General features: G+C 63.3%; 16 protein-coding genes. 3 read left to right on the top strand and 13 right to left on the bottom strand.

Features of this window, described 5'->3' with window-relative positions; genetic code table 11:
* Nucleotides 1-93 precede the first annotated feature (93 nt).
* Nucleotides 94-1,083 carry a threonine/serine dehydratase gene (locus tag Q0X62_RS08555; protein WP_297734104.1) on the bottom strand — a complete coding sequence of 330 codons (990 nt, stop codon included), beginning with the start codon at nt 1,081-1,083 and terminating at the stop codon, nt 94-96.
* A gap of 164 nt (nt 1,084-1,247) precedes the next feature.
* On the opposite strand from Q0X62_RS08555, the gene Q0X62_RS08550 reads away from it, so the two are divergent.
* The 3 genes from Q0X62_RS08550 to Q0X62_RS08540 all read left to right on the top strand — a co-directional run bounded on the left by Q0X62_RS08550 (nt 1,248) and on the right by Q0X62_RS08540 (nt 5,348).
* Nucleotides 1,248-2,891, top strand: coding sequence for a long-chain-fatty-acid--CoA ligase (locus tag Q0X62_RS08550; protein WP_297734101.1), 1,644 nt, complete (start codon nt 1,248-1,250; stop codon nt 2,889-2,891).
* A gap of 185 nt (nt 2,892-3,076) precedes the next feature.
* A complete protein-coding gene (locus Q0X62_RS08545) occupies nt 3,077-3,280 on the top strand; it encodes a superinfection immunity protein (protein WP_295694000.1) in 204 nt (67 codons plus the stop codon).
* A 325-nt stretch (nt 3,281-3,605) separates the two neighbouring features.
* Nucleotides 3,606-5,348, top strand: coding sequence for an alpha/beta fold hydrolase (locus Q0X62_RS08540; RefSeq protein WP_297734098.1), 1,743 nt, complete (start codon nt 3,606-3,608; stop codon nt 5,346-5,348).
* Nucleotides 5,349-5,420: 72 nt separating this feature from the next.
* Here Q0X62_RS08540 and Q0X62_RS08535 read toward each other — a convergent pair whose 3' ends face one another.
* From Q0X62_RS08535 to hutI, 12 genes are all read right to left on the bottom strand, one after another.
* The gene (locus Q0X62_RS08535) at nt 5,421-6,089 is read right to left on the bottom strand and encodes a nitroreductase family protein (RefSeq protein ID WP_366946134.1); all 669 of its coding nucleotides are present in this window, start codon (nt 6,087-6,089) and stop codon (nt 5,421-5,423) included.
* 40 nt (nt 6,090-6,129) lie between these two features.
* Nucleotides 6,130-7,158, bottom strand: a complete 1,029-nt coding sequence (gene tdh, locus Q0X62_RS08530) for an L-threonine 3-dehydrogenase (RefSeq protein ID WP_297734093.1) — start codon at nt 7,156-7,158, stop codon at nt 6,130-6,132.
* Nucleotides 7,155-7,994: a hypothetical protein gene (locus Q0X62_RS08525; protein WP_297734090.1), complete on the bottom strand. Its 840-nt coding sequence runs from the start codon at nt 7,992-7,994 to the stop codon at nt 7,155-7,157. The genes tdh and Q0X62_RS08525 overlap by 4 nt, the downstream gene beginning before the upstream one ends.
* Nucleotides 7,995-8,038: 44 nt before the next feature.
* A complete protein-coding gene (locus Q0X62_RS08520) occupies nt 8,039-9,148 on the bottom strand; it encodes an NAD(P)/FAD-dependent oxidoreductase (protein WP_297734087.1) in 1,110 nt (369 codons plus the stop codon).
* A gap of 126 nt (nt 9,149-9,274) precedes the next feature.
* Entirely contained in the window at nt 9,275-10,453 is a 1,179-nt protein-coding gene (locus Q0X62_RS08515) for a hypothetical protein (RefSeq protein ID WP_297734085.1), read from the bottom strand.
* Nucleotides 10,454-10,638: 185 nt separating this feature from the next.
* Nucleotides 10,639-11,061, bottom strand: a complete 423-nt coding sequence (locus Q0X62_RS08510; RefSeq protein ID WP_297734083.1) for a DUF805 domain-containing protein — start codon at nt 11,059-11,061, stop codon at nt 10,639-10,641.
* A gap of 40 nt (nt 11,062-11,101) precedes the next feature.
* On the bottom strand, nt 11,102-12,304 hold the full coding sequence (locus Q0X62_RS08505; RefSeq protein WP_297734080.1) for a glycine C-acetyltransferase: 1,203 nt from the start codon (nt 12,302-12,304) through the stop codon (nt 11,102-11,104).
* A gap of 214 nt (nt 12,305-12,518) precedes the next feature.
* The gene (locus Q0X62_RS08500) at nt 12,519-12,764 is read right to left on the bottom strand and encodes a hypothetical protein (protein WP_297734077.1); all 246 of its coding nucleotides are present in this window, start codon (nt 12,762-12,764) and stop codon (nt 12,519-12,521) included.
* Between the two features lie 14 nt (nt 12,765-12,778).
* Complete coding sequence (gene hutU / locus Q0X62_RS08495) at nt 12,779-14,449, bottom strand: urocanate hydratase (protein ID WP_297734074.1); 1,671 nt, start codon at nt 14,447-14,449, stop codon at nt 12,779-12,781.
* Nucleotides 14,450-15,262 carry an N-formylglutamate deformylase gene (gene hutG / locus Q0X62_RS08490; protein WP_297734071.1) on the bottom strand — a complete coding sequence of 271 codons (813 nt, stop codon included), beginning with the start codon at nt 15,260-15,262 and terminating at the stop codon, nt 14,450-14,452. It lies immediately after the preceding gene.
* Nucleotides 15,262-16,785 carry a histidine ammonia-lyase gene (gene hutH / locus Q0X62_RS08485; RefSeq protein ID WP_297734068.1) on the bottom strand — a complete coding sequence of 508 codons (1,524 nt, stop codon included), beginning with the start codon at nt 16,783-16,785 and terminating at the stop codon, nt 15,262-15,264. The genes hutG and hutH overlap by 1 nt, the downstream gene beginning before the upstream one ends.
* Nucleotides 16,782-17,990: an imidazolonepropionase gene (gene hutI / locus Q0X62_RS08480; protein ID WP_297734065.1), complete on the bottom strand. Its 1,209-nt coding sequence runs from the start codon at nt 17,988-17,990 to the stop codon at nt 16,782-16,784. The genes hutH and hutI overlap by 4 nt, the downstream gene beginning before the upstream one ends.
* Nucleotides 17,991-18,022: the final 32 nt, after the last annotated feature.

Genomic DNA, 18,022 nt, shown 5'->3' with positions numbered 1-18,022 from the left:
CGCCAGACGCCCGCCACAGGCACGCCAACACCCCGCCAGCTGGCCGCCACTACCGACCGGCCCGCGGTCCGAACGCCCTGGCCTGCAGGGCGATCAGACCCGCTGCAGCGCCTGCTGGAAGACGGCCGGGTCGACATTGCCGCCAGTTGCGAGCACACAGACCGTCTTATCGGCGATATCGAGCTTGTGGGACAAGACCGCCGCCAGCGCGGCCGCTCCGCCCGGCTCGACCACGATTTTGAGATGGCGCCAGGCTGTCGCAACGGCGTCGAGCGCGTTGTCATCACTGATCGCCGCGCCGCCGGTCAGCTGGGACGCATTGAGCGCCCAGGTCATCACACCTGGCGTTGGCGTTATGATGGCGTCGCAGATTGAACCGGTCAGGCGCTCATTCGTCTCCCGCTTCCCGCTGGCGAGCGATCGCCGGTGATCATCAAAACCTTCCGGCTCGGCGGCCCAGATTTCGACACCGGGGAAAGCGTCGCGCATGGCGAGCCCGACGCCGGCTATCAGTCCGCCGCCGCCGGCACAACACACGACAATGTCAGGGCTTTCACCGCGCGCCCGCAGCTGTTGTGCGGCCTCCAAACCGGCTGTGCCCTGACCGGCAATAACAAACGGGTCCTCATAGGGCGGGACCAGGACACGTCCCTCCGCGGCCGCGATCGCCTGCCCGATCTTTTCGCGACTTTCCGTGCCGCGATCATAAGTGACGACCTCGCCTCCCCAGAAGACAACGCCCTCGACCTTGGAGCGCGGCGCATCGGCCGGCATCAGGATCTTGGCCGTTGTGCCGTTGATCCGGGCCGCCGCAGCAACCCCCTGGGCATGATTGCCGGAGGAATAAGCGAGAATACCCCGCTCCTTTTCAGCATCATCCAGCCGCGAAATGCGGTTGAAAGCCCCGCGAAACTTGAACGACCCCGTGCGCTGAAGGCATTCGGCCTTCACGAAAATCCGTGCGCCCGTGCGTGCATCGAGCTGGTCATTGCGCAGGAGTGGCGTGCGCACCGCATGCCCCTCCAGCCGCTTGGCCGCATCCAGAATGTCCGCATGGGACGGCAGGGAGACGGGCTGGGTCACGGGCATCACTCCTCAACTGGACGGGACACGATCCGACGCCGCATCTTGAAAAAACGCATAAGCAATTCAAATCGATTGAGCAAAGGGATTGCGCCGTCGAGCGATAGACCGTTTGATTGGCAAAACACAAACACGAAGCAACGGTTGATATTCAGGGGAAGAACATGACTTTGCGCGCACACATGATGGACTGTCCGTTGATGATTTCGGACATTCTGGTCCACGCGGCAAATTGCCATGGCGATCAGGAGATCGTAACGCGTCTGCCGGAAAGCGGTCAGATTCATCGGCAAAATTACGCCCAGACCCACGAGCGCACCAAGCAGCTGGCCAATGCCCTGCAAAAGAAGCTCAAGGTCCGCGAGGGAGACCGGGTGGCCACGATCGCCTGGAACTCGCATCGCCATTTCGAGCTCTATTATGCCATTTCCGGGGTCGGCGCGGTCGTGCACACAGTCAATCCGCGGCTCGACCCCAAACAGTTGATCTGGATGCTCGATCACGCCCAGTCCAAGACGGTCTTCTTTGACAAGCAGTTCGCGCCGCTCATCGATGCAATCTCCAAGGCCTGCAAATCGGTCAAGAACTGGGTTTTGATGACGGACAAGACCCATCTCGACAGCGTCCAGACCAAGTGCAAGAGCTATGAGGAACTGATCGCCGACTACCCGTCCGATTTCGACTGGCCGGTCTTCGACGAGTTTGCCGCGGCCGGACTTTGCTACACGTCGGGCACGACGGGTGACCCAAAGGGCGTGCTCTACTCGCACCGCTCGAACGTTCTGCACGCCATGGCGAGCGCCTCGGCGGACGTTATCGGCGTCGGGGCCCGTGGCACGCTACTGCCAGTCGTGCCCATGTTCCACGTCAATGCCTGGGGCATTCCCTACGCGGCACCGATGAATGGTGCCAAGCTGGTCATGCCGGGCGCCCAGATGGATGGGCCCAGCATTCACGAGCTCATCGAGAGCGAGAATGTCAGCTATGTCGCCGGCGTGCCGACCGTCTGGCTGGGCCTGCTCAACTATCTCGAGACCGAAGGCAAGCGGATTGATACGGTCGATCGTGTCCTGATCGGCGGTTCGGCCCTGCCGGAGGCCCTGCTGCGCGCCTATGAGGACAAGTATGGCGTGGTCATGCAGCAAGGCTGGGGCATGACCGAGATGAGCCCGCTGGGCACCGTCAACTCCCTCCTGCCCAAGCATGACGGGCTGGATCGCGAAGAGGTCATCAAGATCAAGTTGAAACAGGGCCGCCTCGTCTTCGGTGTCGGCATGCGGATTGTCGATGATGAAGGCAAGGAATTGCCCTGGGACGGCAAGTCCTCCGGCCATGTGCAGGTGCGCGGCCCCTGGATCGCCTCGGGCTATTATCGCGGCGCCGGTGCCGAGAGCTTCACCGAGGATGGCTGGTTCGAGACCGGCGATGTCGCCCATCTCGACGGCAATGGCTTCATGACCATCACCGACCGCTCGAAGGACGTCATCAAGACCGGTGGCGAGTGGATTTCCTCGATCGACCTGGAAAACGCTGCCATGGGTCATCCCTCGGTCGCCATGGCCGCCGCCGTCGGCATGCCGCACCCGAAATGGCAGGAACGCCCGCTCATGGTGGTCCAGCTCAAGGAAGGCGCCGAGCCGAATGCCGCCTCGATCATAGAGTATCTGCGCGGTGAAGTGCCGAAATGGTGGCTGCCCGATGCCGTCGAGTTCATCGACGAGATGCCGATCGGTGCCACCGGCAAGATACTCAAGACCAAGTTACGGGAAATCTACAAGGACTACGAATTCCCCACGGTCGACGCGTAAGCGTCCGATCAAGGCCGACAAGATCAAGCCCCGGTCGGCTGGCCGGGGCTTTTTCTTGTCGGGTGTCTGACGCGGGACTTGAATCGGTTCAATCCCCCCTCGATCTCCCTTGTGCGCTTTCGCAACCCCTCCTACATTCATATCGAAATTCGATAAGCCCTCCTGAGGGCGAAGGAGACAGGACAATGGAGGTTTACGTCATGGGTGGTGAAGTCGCGGTGATTGGTCTGCTTGCCTACTTCCTGCCGACCCTGATCGGCCTCCTGCGCGGCCACGACAATACATTTGCGATCTTCCTCACCAACCTCTTGTTGGGCTGGACTTTCATCGGCTGGATCGTGGCCTTCATCTGGTCTTTCACGGCAATCCGCCGGCGCGTGCGGGCCTAGGGGTTCCCCAGACCCTACTCACGGGCTGACCGCCCAAGCCTCACACCTCAACGGTCAGCCAGGCAAACGCGCCACCCCAACCGGCCCCAAACCGGACAATGCTGCGCCCGGATCGCCCCCAACGATCCGGGCGCTTTTTGTTGGGGACCATTCTCATTTAGATATTCATCAAAATACGGCTTGACCTCATTTCGATCATTAGCTAATTATCGAGCTGAACGCGGGCCAAACCGTCCCCCGACTTCCCGGCCCCACCATCATCACCGCCAGCTCACCGCACCGTCACGGGCGAATGCACCCGGCTGGCCAAACACCGGAGGACAATATGCCGATCATCCGAATTGCTTCGCCCTTGCTGACAGGCCTTCTGGTCGCGCTCTTGCTGACACTCGCCCCGGCTTTCGCCCAGGACAGCCCCAATACCCCGCCGGCCGGCGACTGGCTGGGCGTGCTGGCGACACCGAGCGGCGAATTGCGCTTGCTGGTCACGGCGACCGAGCAAGCGGATGGCAGTTTTCGGGGCCAGCTGGAAAGTCTCGACCAGGCCCCCGGGCAAAAAATCCCGATGAGCGAATTCGCCATTGATGCCGAGACAATGCGCTTTTCCATTGCCGCCATGGGCGCTTCCTATAACGGCGTTTGGAACGATCAAACCGAATGCTATGAAGGCGAGTTCAGCCAGGGCATGAGCTTTCCCCTGGCTTTCGCCCGGCCCGCGGCTGTCGAGGTGACCGTCATCGAAGGTATGGATGGCGTCTGGGAGGGCCTGCTGGTACGCGGCGAGACCGAATTGGCTTTCACCCTCAATGTCGAGACCGGCGAGGACGGCACACAGGTCACGCTCGATTCCGTCACACAGGCGGCTTATGACATTCCCGTATCTGATTTCACCCGTGAAGGTGATTCGATCGGCTTTCGTGTCCCGGCAGCCAGTGTGACCTATCGCGGCGCCCTGAATACCGAGGGCGACACGCTGACCGGCCAATGGACCCGCCCTGGCTTTCCCGAAGCCGAGGTCAGCTTTCAACGCACGGCCGAGATCGTCACGGGTCCCAATCGTCCACAGGAGCCGGTTGGTCCTTTCCCCTACAGCGTCGAGGACGTCCGCTTCGACAATCCCGAGGCCGCCGGCGTCACCCTTGCCGGCACGCTGACCATACCGGCCGGCGACGGCCCCTTCCCGGCCGCCATCCTGATCTCCGGCTCCGGTCCGCAGGATCGCGACGAGACCGTGTGGACCCATCGCCCCTTCGCCGTGCTGGCCGATCACCTCACGCGCCATGGCATCGTCGTGCTGCGCTATGATGATCGCGGCTTCGCCGAGTCGACCGGCGATTTTGCGTCCTCGACCTCGATGGATTTCGCCTCTGATACCGAGGCCGCGCTGGCCTGGCTGCGGGGTCGGCCGGAGATCGACACATCCGCAATCGGCTTGATCGGCCATAGCGAGGGCGGACTGATTGCCCCGGTTGTCGCCGCCGACAATGACGCGGTCGCCTTCCTGGTGCTGCTGGCCGGTCCGGGTACGACCGGCGAGCAGATCATTCTGGACCAGTCGCTGGCAGCCGCCCGCGCCGGTGGGCGGAGCGAAGAAGACCTGGACGTGCTGGCACAGCTGATCCCGCAAATCACCGGCACGGTGAGCGCGGCAGCGGATGAGGCCGAAGCCCGAACTGCCCTGACAGCCCTTCTGACCGATGCGAGGCTAGCCCTGCTCGGCGCCGCGCCGGCACAGCGTGAATTGCTGATCAGCCAGAATGTCCGCGCCTGGCACCGCAACTTCCTGCGCCACGATCCGGCAGACTTTCTGCCGCGTGTCGATCAGCCTGTGCTGGCCCTGAATGGCTCGCTGGACCTGCAGGTTCTCCCCGATGCCAATCTCGCCGGGCTGGAAGCTGGCCTGTCCGGCAATCCCGACACCACGGTGGTCGAGCTGGAGGGTCTCAACCACATGTTCCAGAGGGCGCAGACAGGCACGATCGCCGAATACGCCGAGATCGAGGAAACCTTCGCCCCGCACGCGCTGGAGCTGATCTCGGACTGGATCGCGGAGCGCTTTGTCGATTGAGCGCGGCGATAGGGGGACAGGTAGAATTAGCGCTTGGCGTTAATTCTACCTGTCCCTCGCTCATCGCTGACCTCAAAGCCAGGTCGTGATCTCATTGAGGCTTTTCTTGACCAGGGCGTGTTCCGGCACGGTGGCATCTTCGGCCGGATAGCCTCCGACGATCAGCATGTAGGGCTTTTCCTCGACCGGGCGCTCGCAGACCTCGTTGAGGAAACGCATCGGATTGGGGGTGTGGGTCAGCGTGACCAGGCCGGCCTCGTGCAGGGCGGCCAGGAGGAAGCCGCAGGCAATGCCGACGCTTTCATGGATGTAGTAATTCTTCTTGTCCTGACCGATTTCCTCGCCGCCGCGTTTCTGGGCGAAGACGGCGATCAGGACGGGGGCGTGTTCAAGGAAAGGCTTGCTGGCATCGGTCCCGAGCGGGGCCAGGGCGTCGAGCCATTCCTGTGGCGCCTTGCCGTTGTAGAAAGCCGCCTCCTCTGCTTCGGCCGCCTCGCGCAGGGCCTTGCGCTTGGCCGGATCGCTGAGCACCACGAAATGCCAGGGCTGGTGATTGGCACCCGACGGAGCCGATCCGGCCGCGATGATGGCCTGCTCGATCACCGCCCGTTCGACCGGCCGTTCAGAATAATCCCGAACCGTGCGACGGCGCAGCAGGTTCTGCGTGAAGCGGCTGACCCGCTCGCGCATCTCGGCCTCAGGATATTCGATATAGTTTTCAAGCGGTACGCGTTTTTCCATGCCCATCAGGACCCTCCCCGGTCCAAGTGAGGTGAAACCATCAATCCCAGTCCAGCACGACCTTGCCGGACTTGCCGGCGCGCATGGCGTCGAAGCCCTTCTGGAATTCGTCGGCCTTGTAGCGGTGGGTAATGATGCGCGAAACGTCGAGACCGCTCTCGAGCATGGCGATCATCTTGTACCAGGTCTCGAACATCTCGCGGCCATAGATTCCCTTCAGCGTGATCGCCTTGAGCACGAGCTGCCCGAAATCGACCTCGATCGGCTTGGACGGCAGGCCCAGCATGGCAACCTTGCCGCCCATCACCATGTTCTGGAGCATGGAGCCGAAGGCCTGCGGCGCGCCGGACATTTCCAGCCCGACATCAAAGCCCTCGGTCATGCCGAGCTCTTTCGCCACATCCTCGATCTTCTCCTTCGAGACATCGACCGTGCGGATATTCGGCGCGACCTGGCTGGCCAGGTGGAGGCGGTGGGTATTGATATCGGTCAGCACGACATGGCGGGCGCCGACATGGCGGGCAATCGCGGCCGCCATGATGCCGATCGGGCCGGCGCCGGTGATCAGCACATCCTCGCCGATCATGTCGAATTGCAGCGCGGTGTGCACGGCATTACCGAGCGGGTCGAGTATGGCGCCGATCTCGTCGGGCACGTCTTCGGGCAGCGGCACGACATTGAAGGCCGGCAGCTTCATGTATTCGGCGAAAGCGCCCGGGATATTCACCCCGACGCCGCGGGTTTCCGGATCGAGATGGAAACGCCCGGCGCGGGCAGCCCGGCTGGTCACGCCAACAACATGTCCTTCACCGGAAACGCGCTGGCCGACTTTCACGCGGGTCACATTGGCACCGATATCGACAATCTCGCCGGCATATTCGTGGCCGACAACCATGGGGGTGGGCACATTCTTGGCGGCCCAGTCATCCCAGTTATAGATATGGATATCCGTCCCGCAGATCGCGGTCCGCCTGACCTTGATGAGGACGTCATCCGGGCCGATTGTCGGCTCGGGCACATCCTCCATCCAGATGCCTTCTTCCGGCTTGGCTTTCACCAGGGCTTTCATGCGCTTCCCTCACCTTGTGGCGTCCCCGTCTTGGCGGGTTTGTCGCGAAGATACATCACAGCGGCGATGGGGAAAGTGAGCATCATGGGAATGAGCAGTATCGACATCAGCTCGGCGACATGGCCGTTTGATCCGCTGACAAAAGTCGCCAGCACCGACAACGCCCCGACACCCGCCGGAACCGCCAGGATCCGACGCCGGTCCATCCACAACATGGCCGCCATCCAGGCCGCATAGGCGCCGAGCAGCCCCCATTTGATCCAAGTGTCGATACGCAGCATTTCGATGCGCACCGGCAGGAAGCTGTCAAAGGCATAGGAGACCAGCTCGGCCTCACTGCTCGCCTCATCGAAATAGCCGTCCGGGAGGCAGTCGCGCAACACGACATTATCGCGGCCATCCGGCGGCTCGATATCGGGGCCGCAGACCGGGTTCTCGATCTCGGCAAGAATGCCATTGATGGTGGCATTCTCCTGCCAGTCGGCGGGGATGGTGGCGAGCGCCAGTCCGACCCCGACCACAGCGAGAAAGCGCCCGCGCAGCGCCATGCCCAGAAAGAAGACAGCCGCCATGCCGGCATAGGCCAGCGGGAAGAACCAGTCGAGAAATTGCACCTCGACCAGCCAGGCCCGCAGATCCGCCGCCTCCTCGCCCTGAAGGAAGGCTATGTCTTCAACGTCTTCAGCGAATTCCAGCGCCAGAATGGGGGTCTTGAACCCGTCCGCCATGGGCGCGCTGCCCAGATTCGGCGGCGATCCGAACAGGGCGAGCGGGAAGGCAAGCGTGGCTATGGTCAAGACCAGTGTGGCCACAAAGGCCCAGCGTGCAGGTGTCATCTCATCCCCCGATCACCCGCATTGTGAAGCGTCGCCCGGCGCGATCAAGCGGTCAATCGCTCGGCCACGGTCTCGCCGATCGCCAGCGACGAGGTCAGTCCCGGACTCTCTATGCCAAACAGCGTGACCAACCCGGCCAGGCCATGCGTGTCCGCACCGTCGATGCGAAAATCAGGCTGCGCTTCACCCGGACCATGCAGTTTGGGGCGGATACCGGCATAATCAGGCATCAGCGCACCGTCCGGCAGGTCCGGCCAGAAGCGCCGGGCCGTCGCATAGAAGGCCTCGGCCCGATCCGGGTCGACGGTGTAATCCTCGGTCTCGACGAAAGCGAGGTCCGGTCCGAAACGCGCCTGTCCGCCCAGATCGCGGCGGTAATGCGTGCCCAGCGCACCCGGAATGGGCAGTGGATAGACCAGATGCGAAAACGGCGCCTTGCCCGACAGGGTGAAATAGACGCCCTTGCCATAGTGCAGCGGCGGGATGGACGGGGCCGGAAATGCGTCGATCCGACCGGCCGCTGACTGGGCGCCGAGTCCGGCCGCGATCACCAGATAGCGGGTCGTGACCTCGGTCGCATGCTCGCCGCCGGTCCGGACCAGAAATCCACCGCCGTCCAGCGGAGTCGCGCCGGCGAAGGGCGTATTGACCGCAATCGCCCCGCCATGCCCGGCAATCTCGCCGGCCAGTGCGTCCATATAGGCATGGGCATTCATGACGCCGCTTTCTTCCGACAACAGCGCCGCTTCGGCCCGCAGCTCCGGTTCCAGCGCCCGCGCCTCGGCACCGCTCAGCCGCCGCATGCCGCCGACCTGATTGGCATGGGCTTGATCGAGGATGGCGTCCAGTCGCTCGATTTCGTGCGGCTCGGTGGCGACGACCAGCTTGCCGCATTTCTCGTGCGGCAGATGATGGTGTTCCAGAAAGGCATAGAGCATCAGCCGGCCCGCCACGCAGAGCCGCGCCTTGAGCGAGCCGGACGGATAGTAGAGCCCGCCATGAATGACTTCCGAATTGCGTGAGGAGATGCCCTGGCCAATCTTTGATTGGGCCTCCAGCACGATGGTCTCATGCCCGCGCCGGGCAAAGGCCCGCGCCGTGGCAAGCCCGACCGCCCCCGCGCCCACAATGATCACATCCGTTTCAAACGCCATGACGATCACGCCCCTGCGACTCGACCCCATGATCGGTGCTCGCGTGCGGCGGGTAAATGCGGCACCAAAAAAAACCGCCCGATGAGGACCACCGGGCGGTTCAGCTTTCAGTCGTTCAATGGCTCGCTAGCCTTCAGCGGCACTGACCGGCGGAAAGATGCGCCCAAGCGGGCCGGCCTGCGGGATCGGGGCCAGCAAGATCCGGCGGACCGGGTTCCAGGCGGCCCCCAGCAGCACCACGACGGCGCCCAGGACCAGCAAGGTCACAGCCACGACCGCGCCGGCTCCCAGATCGGACCCATTGACGATCACCCCGATCGAAACACCCGCGGTGACAAGACCCGAGACGATCAGGGCACGGCGATTGATCAGCAGCGAGACCAGGGCGAAAAGACCAATCACGGTCAGTGCGGTGACGGCCAGACGCATCGACTCGGCACTGTCGGTTGCCAGGGCGGCGAACAGGTTGAGATTTTCCGGATTGGCGAAATCACTCTCCTGAAAGGTCCAGCCGGTCTGGGTGATGTTCAGCACTGCGCCCAGCAAGATGGGGGCCGCGAAGAAGTGCAGCCAGAACGCCGTACCGGACAGCCGAGTCTCGCGGCCCGGGTCCCGGGCGTCGAAGAGGATACCGGCCAGCAACAGGGCACCACCGGCGGCGACATTAATGGTCGGGGACCAGACGATCACTGTATAGGGATCGATTGCCAGCAAGGTCATGACCGCCGTCAGAACAACGCCAACGCCCATCAGGCCACCCGCAAAGGGCAGGCGATAGCTGACATAATAGGCCGTGACCGGCAGCAGGAAGGCGAGACCGAAGACGATCGGCATGAAGCGGATCGAGGCTGGCAGCTGCGCCAGAACCATGTTCACCGCCTCGCGGCCGAATTCCATATTCTCGACCGCATCATCGGTGATAGAAAAACTGTCCTCGGAAATCCCGGCGCCATGGATCAGGAATTGGGCATAACCCCAGACCAGCACGATCATGGTCGCCACACCGAACACGCCCGACAGGACGATGCCCGGCAGGATGCGGCGCTGTTTGCCGACCAGGAGGGCAGAGAGCAGCCAGGCAAAGATCCCGATCCCGCCGATCAGCGCCATGAGCGCGTTCTGCCAGGCCTGTTCGCCCTCATCGAGGCCAAGCCCCGCCATCACCTGGCCGGCACCGGCACCAAGGCCCGCCAGCAGGATGAGCACACCGATCGTGGTGAAGATGTCGTGGAAATTGTTCAGGAAAGGCAGCATCTCGTCCGATGGACGGGCGCTGCTTGCAGTCACTTCGCTGGTATCCGTCATGTCAGTCCCCTGTTCACGTTACCCGTGTGATGCCCCCCGGCGATCATTCGGATGCAAATTCGCCGATGAGGCGAATTTGTGCGGGGCACACTACGCGTGTTTGGGGAAAGCGTGAGGGGGAAAAGGAACGAGCCCGTCCCCGCCCGCTCCGGTCAATTCCAACGAAAGACGCAACCGCATGCGGCTCACGCCAATTCTCTCGCACCGGCGACCGCGCCAGGCGTCTCGCCAAAACGGTTTGTCGTCGGGACACTCGGCACCAGCCCGGAGAACACGAGGACAAGACCATCAAGCCAGGCAATCTGTGTGAACAACATCAAACCAAACAAGGGAACCGACACCCATATCGCCATTCCAAAGTCATGCCAGCGTCGGACGAAAAAACTCCCCCACGAAGCAAATACGACAAGAAACCCAGGTATCGAGATCCATATCGGGTACGCGTCGATCCAGTTCTGTCCCGTCAGACGCCCCCCGAGAAAGGCCAATCCAATGAACAAGATACCAACAGCAAGCCCAACTGGAATCGCGGCCAACAGCCCGGTCACATATTCGACGCGGTTCACACGCCCTTGAAGGCTGAACAGATGAGGCAAAACCATCTCCATGGTGCAACCATAATCATCACACGCTTGGAGGGCAAGAAGTCTAGATAACCCCGAGCTCCTTGCCTACCTTGCTGAACGCCGCCACGGCGCGGTCGATCTGCTCCGGCGTGTGGGCCGCGGACATCTGAGTGCGGATGCGGGCCTTGCCCTTGGGCACGACGGGGAAGAAGAAGCCGATCACATAGACGCCCTCGCCCATCAGCCTGGTGGCCATGTCCTGGGCCAGCTTGGCATCGCCCAGCATGACCGGGATGATCGGATGCTCGCCGGGCAGGAGGTCGAAACCGGCCTCGCTCATGCCGGTGCGGAAGCGTTTGGCATTATCGAACAGGCGGGCGCGCAGATCATCGCCCTCGGCGACCATGTCGAGCGCTTTCAGCGAGGCGCCGACAATGGCCGGTGCCAGCGAGTTCGAGAACAGATAGGGCCGCGAGCGCTGGCGCAGCATGTCGATGATTTCCTGGCGCGCGGCGGTGAAACCGCCCATCGCTCCGCCCAGCGCCTTGCCCAGCGTGCCGGTGATGATGTCGATCTCGCCGAGGACACCGCAATGTTCCGGCGTACCGCGACCCTTTGCGCCCATGAAACCATGGGCATGGCAGTCATCGACCATGGTCAGCGCGTCATACTGTTTGGCCAGGCGGACGATGGATTTGAGGTCGGCGATATAGCCATCCATCGAGAAGACGCCATCGGTGACGATCAGGATATGGCGCGCGCCATCGGCCCGGGCCTGTTTCAGCTGGGCCTCGAGGTCCGCCATGTCGGAATTGGCATAGCGATAGCGTTTCGCCTTGCACAGGCGCACGCCATCAATGATGGAGGCATGGTTGAGCGCATCGGAGATGATCGCATCCTCCGGCCCCAGAAGCGGTTCGAACACACCGCCATTGGCGTCAAAGGCGGCGGCATAGAGGATGGCATCCTCGCAGCCGGTGAAGGCCGCGATCCTGGCTTCCAGCTGCTTGTGCAGGTCCTGAGTGCCGCAGATGAAACGCACCGAGGCGACGCCGAAACCATGGCTGTCGAGCGTCTTCTTGGCGGCCTCGATCAGCTCGGGTCTATTGGCCAGGCCGAGATAGTTGTTGGCGCAGAAATTGATGACATGGCTCGACGCCCCGTCCGCCGACACATCGATCTCGGAGAATTGTTGCGAGGTGATGATCCGCTCGCGCTTGTACAGCCCGTCAGCGTCGATCTGGGCGAGTTCGGCTTTGAGGTCGGCAAAAAAGGCGTCGGACATGAAGGGCTCCCAAGGGTGAGTCTGTGTTGCCCACCTTCTATTGCCCTGCCCTTGCCTTGTCATCCCGGCCACCCGCATTCGCGGGCGCAGGCTCCTGCCCCGCGAAGGCGGGGCGCAGAGCCGGGACCCAGATGTCGGGAAGTTCGCCGGAGAAGGTACCGCATAGGGGTCCCAATGTGTTTGCGGGACAATGGTGATTGCACAAACGACACCATCAGCTATCAGGCCGTCGCAAACGGCTATCACAGACCGCCCCGGCCAACGCAGAAACAAGCGAAAGCAATACGATCCAGAAATAGACGAAGGTCGAGTCGTGATGCACCACGCCGTCCACGAGACACCGGCCGTTCTCGTCGAAACACGCGCGATTGCTCCAGTAGACCACCGCAAACAGCCAACCAAACCAGACCGCCATCCCGGCAAAAATCAAAGCCCACGCCTTGGCAAGCAGTCTGATCATGGCCGCTACCGCCCCTACTCCACGCTCGGCAAATCCAGCCCCTGCTCGCGGGCGCAATCCTTCGCAATCTCATAGCCCGCATCCGCATGGCGCATCACGCCGGTCCCCGGATCATTCCAGAGCACGCGGCCAACGCGGGCGGCGGCGTCTTCGGTACCGTCGGCGAGGACGACCTGGCCGGAATGCATGGAATAGCCCATGCCGACCCCGCCGCCATGATGCAGCGAGACCCAGGTTGCGCCCGAGGCGGTGTTGAGGAGGGCGTTGAGGAGCGGCCAGTCGGCGACGGCGTCGGAGCCGTCCATCATGGCTTCGGTTTCACGGTTCGGGCTGGCGACCGAGCCTGAATCGAGGTGATCGCGGCCGATCACGACCGGGGCAGAGAGCTCGCCCGTGCGGACCATTTCATTGAAGGCGAGACCCAGCTTGTGGCGTTCGCCCAGGCCGACCCAGCAGATGCGCGCCGGCAGGCCCTGGAAGTGGATGCGCTCGCGCGCCATCTCGAGCCAGCGGTGAAGATGCGGATTGTCCGGGATGAGTTCCTTCACCTTGGCGTCGGTCTTGTAGATATCCTCCGGATCACCCGACAGCGCCGCCCAGCGGAAGGGACCGATGCCGCGGCAAAACAGCGGACGGATATAGGCCGGCACGAAGCCGGGGAAATCGAAGGCGTTCGAGACGCCCTCATCATGCGCCATCTGGCGGATATTATTGCCATAATCGAGCGTCGGAATACCCTGCTCCCAGAAGGCCAGCATGGCTTTGACCTGTTCCGCCATGGAGGCCTTGGCAGCAGCCTCGACGGCGGCGGGATCGCTCGCGCGCTTGTCGTCCCATTCGGCCAGCGTCCAGCCGGCGGGGAGATAGCCATTGGCCGGATCGTGGGCCGAGGTCTGGTCGGTGACCATGTCTGGCTTGACGCTGCGACGCACCAGTTCCGGGAAGACTTCCGCCGCATTGCCCAGGAGGCCGACCGAGACCGCCTCGCCCTTGGCGCAGGCCGCGTTGATCATGGCCAGGGCGTCGTCGAGATTGTCCGTGCTCTTGTCGAGATAGCCGGTCTTCAAACGCATCTCGATCCGGCTGGGCTGGCATTCCACCGCCAGCATCGAGGCACCGGCCATGGTCGCGGCGAGCGGCTGGGCGCCGCCCATGCCACCCAGGCCACCGGTCAGGATCCACTTGCCAGTGAGATCGCCATTGTAATGCTGGCGACCGGCTTCGACGAAAGTCTCATACGTGCCCTGAACGATGCCCTGCGAGCCGATATAGATCCAGGAACCGGCCGTCATCTGGCCGTACATCATCAGACCCTTCTTATCGAGCTCGCGAAAATGATCCCAATTGGCCCAGTTGGGCACGAGATTGGAATTGGCGATCAGGACGCGCGGCGCATCCTTGTGCGTGCGGAACACGCCGACCGGCTTGCCGGACTGGACCAGCAGGGTCTCGTCTTCCTTGAGGCGTTTCAGGGTCGCGACGATGCGGTCATAGCTCTCCCAGTCGCGCGCCGCCCGGCCGATCCCGCCATAGACGACCAGTTCTTCCGGCTTCTCGGCCACTTCGGGGTCGAGATTATTCATCAGCATCCGCAAGGGCGCCTCGGCGGCCCAATGCATGGCGTCCAGTTCGCTGCCATGCTTGGCGCGGATGATGCGGGAATTGTCGCGGCGGGTCTGGGACATTTACTTCACTTCTCCGGAATAGAGACTTTTGGCCGCGTCCAGGGCGGCTTTCATGACATCCTTGAGCGCGGCGCGGAGCTGGTCGGCCTTGGCCGTCTCCAGCGTCCAGGGCGGCGCCTCGCTCATATAGGCGGACTGGGCGAGTTCCATTTGCAGGGCATGGATATTCTGGCTCGGACGGCCAAAGGCGCGGGTGATGAAGCCACCCTTGAAACGGCCATTGACGATGGAGGCGTATTCCTCGTGATCCATCATCGCCTTGACCGCCCAGCGCTCGATCATGCGGTCACAGCTCTCGCCGCCATTCGTGCCCAGATTGAGGTCGGGCAGTACGCCCTCGAACAGGCGCGGCACTTCGGATGCAATGGAATGCGCGTCCCAGAGCAAGGCATAGCCATGCTCCATACGGGTCGCCATCAGCGTTTCGGTCAGGGCACGGTGGTAGGGGTCATAGTAGTCGGTGCGGCGCTGCTCGACCTCGTCATCATCGGGCGCCTCGCCGTCCTTGTAGATCGGTGTGCCGTCAAACAGGGTTGTCGGCACCAGATCCGTCGTCGCCTGGCCGGGATAGAGCGAGGAGCCCGTCGGGTCGCGATTGAGATCGATGACATAGCGCGAATAATTGGCGCGGATGATCGTCGCGCCCAGCCCGTCAAGAAAGTCGTAGAGTTCCGGAATGTGCCAGTCCGTATCCGGCAGGCCGCCCGCCGGCTCGCTCAAGCGCTCTGCCAGTCCCGGCGCCAGGGCCGTGCCGGAATGCGGCATGGAAACAACGAGCGGCGAGGAACCGCGCTTGAGTGTGAAGACGTCCATCAGGCAATCCCGGGAAGCGTGCCCGCATCCGCGACAAGCCCCCTGCCCGTCACGAGATCGCGCGCACTGGCGATGTCGTCGGCAAAATAACGGTCATCGCCATAGGCGGGAACCGTCAAGCGCAAGTGCGCCTTGGCGGCTTCCAGCACTGGCGAGGAGGTCAACCCGTCATGGAAATCCGTGCCCTGGGCAGCGCAGAGCAGCTCGATTCCGACCACCGCATGGAGGTTTTCCGCCATTTTCAAAAGGCGAAAGGCGCCATGGGTCGCCATCGAAACATGGTCTTCCTGATTGGCCGAGGTCGGAATGCTGTCGACCGAGGCCGGATAGGCTTTCTGCTTGTTCTCCGAGACCAGGGCCGCGGCCGTGACATGGGCGATCATGAAGCCGGAATTGATACCCGGATTGGGCGTCAGGAAGGCTGGCAGTCCGGAGACGGCGGGGTCGGTCAGCAGCGCAATCCGGCGCTCGCAGATCGAGCCGATTTCGCAGGCGGCCATGGCGATCTGGTCAGCGGCGAAGGCGACCGGCTCGGCGTGGAAATTGCCGCCGGAGATGGCTTCATCGGTATCGGTGAAGATGAGCGGGTTATCCGTGACCGCATTGGCCTCGCGCTCCAGCACGGCACCGGCCTGGCGTAGGAGGTCGAGCACAGCGCCCATGACTTGCGGCTGGCAGCGCAGGCAGTACGGGTCCTGGATTTTCTCGCAGCCTTCATGGCTTTTGAGAATGTTCGAGCCTTCCAGAAGCGTCCGCAGGGAGGCCGCGACATCGATTTGGCCAGGATGGCCGCGCAGGCTGTGAATGCGCGGATCAAAGGGCGCGACCGAACCCTTCGCGGCATCGACGCTGAGCGCCCCGGAGACCAGGGCCGCGCGGAAGCCGGCTTCAACCTCAAACAGGCCAGCCAGGGCCAACGCGGTCGAAGTCTGGGTGCCGTTCAGGAGGGCCAACCCTTCCTTCGGACCGAGCTGGACCGGTGCCAGACCTGCCTTCGCCAGACCGTCCCGCGCCGGCATGCGCTCGCCCTTTAACGTGACATCGCCGGCCCCGATCAGTGCGGCCGACATATGCGCCAGCGGGGCCAGATCGCCCGAGGCGCCGACCGATCCCTGGGACGGGATGACCGGCAGGACATCGGCATCCAGCATCGCCTGGATGGCTTCGATCGTGGTCCAGCGAATACCGGACGCGCCGCGCCCCAGGCTGGCCAGTTTCAGCGCCATGATCAGGCGGACCATGCGCGCATCGAGCGGATCACCAATCCCCGCCGCGTGCGACAGGACAAGACGTTCCTGCAAAGTCGCCAGCTCGTCATCGGCGATCCGTGTCTGGGCCAGCTTGCCGAAACCGGTATTGAGACCGTAGACGGCCCGGCCCGAGGCGATCAGCCGGTCGACCGTCGCGGCAGCCGCATCGACATCGGACTTGGCTGCGGGATCGATGCGGATTTCGGCGCCACGCCAGATTTCAGCCCAATCGGCCAGCGCCATGGCGCCCGGTTTGATGGTCACAGCTGTCACTGCCACTCTCCTGCGAGGATGCGGCCGTGCAGCGGCCGGCGTCCGATCCATTGAATGATTTCTGCGGGACGTTCGACGTCCCAGATGGCGATATCCGCGGCCTTGCCGACTTCCAGCGTTCCGATCTCGTCCTGCAGACCCAGCGCGCGCGCCGCATGCCGGGTCATGCCGGCAAAGGCTTCCGGCAGGGTCAGGCCGAACAGGATGCAGGCCATGTTGGCGGCGGTAAGCAGGGAGACCAGCGGCGAGGTGCCCGGATTGGCGTCGGTCGCAACGGCCATCGGCACGCCGGCAGCCCGCATCGCAGCGACCGGCGGCAATCTGGTTTCGCCAAGGGCGTAGAAAGCGCCGGGCAGCAGCACGCCGACCGTACCCGCCTTGGCCATGGCGGCGACACCGTCCGCATTGGTGTATTCGATATGGTCGGCGGACAGGCCGCCAAACTCGGCTACCAGCTTGGCGCCGCCCGTGTCGGACAACTGGTCCGCATGCAGTTTGACCGGCAGACCCACCGCCTTGGCCGCGATGAAGAGGCGCCGGGTCTCCTCGGGTGAGAAACCAATCCCTTCGCAATAGGCATCGACCGCATCGGCGAGACCGTCGCGGGCGGCTTCGCGGATGAGCGGAATACAGATTTCGTCGATATAGCGGCCGCTCTCGCCCTTGTATTCCGGGGGCACGGCATGGGCCGCAAGCAGCGTCGCTGAGACCCGCATACCAGACGCGCGCTGGACGCCGCGCGCGGCGCGCAACATGGTGCGTTCGCTCTCTAGCGTCAGGCCGTAGCCGGATTTGATCTCGACCGTGCCGACACCTTCCTGGGCCAGGGCATCGAGACGAGACAGGGCGCTGCCAGCCAGTTCCGCCGCACCCGCCTGCCGCGTTTCCGCGACAGTTCGGGCGATGCCGCCGCCCGAGCGGGATATACTCTCATAGCTCTCACCGCCCAGGCGGCGCTCGAACTCGTCAGACCGATCCCCGGCAAAGACGAGATGGGTGTGGCAATCAATCAGCGCCGGCGTAACCCAGCGGCTGGCCAGGCGGTCGACCTGATCGGCCTCGCCCGGCACCTGATCCATTGGACCGATCCAGGCGATGCGCCCGTCCTTGATCCCGAGCGCCGCTTTCTCGATCACGCCATAGCCATCATCACCGGCGACTAGGGTCGCGAGGCGGGCTTCCGTGAGCAATCGGTCGAAATGCATGCGGGCGATCTCCGGTCAGGGTCTTTGCAAGC

Source organism: uncultured Maricaulis sp., assembly GCF_947259345.1.
Lineage (GTDB): Bacteria > Pseudomonadota > Alphaproteobacteria > Caulobacterales > Maricaulaceae > Maricaulis.
Note: the sequence above shows the minus strand (reverse complement) of the source record. Positions and strands in the feature narration are given on the sequence as shown.

Coding starts and splice junctions, on each gene's coding strand:
- Q0X62_RS08520 (WP_297734087.1), bottom strand. CDS start 9,148: ATGGCGTTTGAAACGGATGTGATCATTGTGGGCGCGGGGGCGGTCGGG.
- Q0X62_RS08540 (WP_297734098.1), top strand. CDS start 3,606: ATGCCGATCATCCGAATTGCTTCGCCCTTGCTGACAGGCCTTCTGGTC.
- hutI (WP_297734065.1), bottom strand. CDS start 17,990: ATGCATTTCGACCGATTGCTCACGGAAGCCCGCCTCGCGACCCTAGTC.
- Q0X62_RS08510 (WP_297734083.1), bottom strand. CDS start 11,061: ATGGAGATGGTTTTGCCTCATCTGTTCAGCCTTCAAGGGCGTGTGAAC.
- Q0X62_RS08515 (WP_297734085.1), bottom strand. CDS start 10,453: ATGACGGATACCAGCGAAGTGACTGCAAGCAGCGCCCGTCCATCGGAC.
- Q0X62_RS08535 (WP_366946134.1), bottom strand. CDS start 6,089: ATGGAAAAACGCGTACCGCTTGAAAACTATATCGAATATCCTGAGGCC.
- Q0X62_RS08500 (WP_297734077.1), bottom strand. CDS start 12,764: ATGATCAGACTGCTTGCCAAGGCGTGGGCTTTGATTTTTGCCGGGATG.
- tdh (WP_297734093.1), bottom strand. CDS start 7,158: ATGAAAGCCCTGGTGAAAGCCAAGCCGGAAGAAGGCATCTGGATGGAG.
- hutG (WP_297734071.1), bottom strand. CDS start 15,262: ATGGACGTCTTCACACTCAAGCGCGGTTCCTCGCCGCTCGTTGTTTCC.
- Q0X62_RS08545 (WP_295694000.1), top strand. CDS start 3,077: ATGGAGGTTTACGTCATGGGTGGTGAAGTCGCGGTGATTGGTCTGCTT.
- Q0X62_RS08505 (WP_297734080.1), bottom strand. CDS start 12,304: ATGTCCGACGCCTTTTTTGCCGACCTCAAAGCCGAACTCGCCCAGATC.
- Q0X62_RS08525 (WP_297734090.1), bottom strand. CDS start 7,994: ATGACACCTGCACGCTGGGCCTTTGTGGCCACACTGGTCTTGACCATA.
- Q0X62_RS08550 (WP_297734101.1), top strand. CDS start 1,248: ATGACTTTGCGCGCACACATGATGGACTGTCCGTTGATGATTTCGGAC.
- hutU (WP_297734074.1), bottom strand. CDS start 14,449: ATGTCCCAGACCCGCCGCGACAATTCCCGCATCATCCGCGCCAAGCAT.